Origin of the sequence: Algibacter ulvanivorans (genome assembly GCF_048381495.1) — a bacterium.
GTDB lineage: Bacteria > Bacteroidota > Bacteroidia > Flavobacteriales > Flavobacteriaceae > Algibacter_B > Algibacter_B ulvanivorans.
The window spans coordinates 1-340 of sequence record NZ_JBLWGD010000041.1; the positions used below are offsets into that span (position 1 = coordinate 1).

At 37.1% G+C, this 340-nt stretch carries 1 protein-coding gene; it reads left to right on the forward strand.

Annotated elements, in window-relative coordinates; all coding sequences use genetic code 11:
• The coding region (locus ACNG5D_RS15900) for a 1-acyl-sn-glycerol-3-phosphate acyltransferase (protein WP_418184513.1) at positions 1-340 on the forward strand (340 nt) is incomplete at both ends.

The window sequence follows — 340 nt, forward strand, 5'->3', positions numbered from 1 at the left end:
TTCATAGAATAGAGCCTTTAAAACCATATATCATGCCTGTAAATCCTTTTGAAGACAGAAAGGATGTAAAATCCAGTATTGCAGGTTTTAAAAATGCCATTAAACATTTACAAGATGGGCACCCATTGGGTGTGTTTCCTGCTGGTGAAGTTTCTACCTATAGAGATGGAAAACTTTTGATAGACAAACCTTGGGAAGAAGCTGCCATGAAGCTCATTCAAAAAGCCGAAGTGCCTGTTGTTCCTATATATTTTCATGCTAAAAACAGCACACTTTTTTATAAGTTATCCAAAATTAGCGATACGTTCAGGACAGCCAAATTACCTTCGGAATTGCTCAC